Raw genomic sequence first — 266 nt, forward strand, 5'->3', positions numbered from 1 at the left:
GGGGAGGCGCTTGGTGTCCGGCGCATCCTCTTGCCCGTGGTGGCACCCTTGCTTGGCATGGGAGTCTTGTCAGTTATTGGAGTGCTGGGGCACTCGGTAGGAATGAGCTGGCAGTTGCTCCCGGTGTTGGCGGTCCTGCTTGTTTTGTGCGCTGTTCTCTTCGCCGGACGCATGCTGTTGCGTCGATACTTCCCCGATAAGTTCGGTCGGCCCGGAGCGGCTCGAGCGAGCATTTTCGGGAAGCAGCGTATGGCTGGATCTTGGTG

The 266-nt window shown here is 60.9% G+C and carries 1 protein-coding gene; it reads left to right on the forward strand.

Going from position 1 to position 266, the window contains the following annotated elements:
- Nucleotides 1-57: 57 nt before the first annotated feature.
- Nucleotides 58-266: DUF6541 family protein (locus SB724_RS20460; protein WP_410572726.1), on the forward strand; the 209-nt coding region annotated here is incomplete at its 3' end.

It is taken from the genome of Bacillus sp. SIMBA_031, from assembly GCF_046535225.1.
GTDB lineage: Bacteria > Bacillota > Bacilli > Bacillales > Bacillaceae > Bacillus > Bacillus velezensis.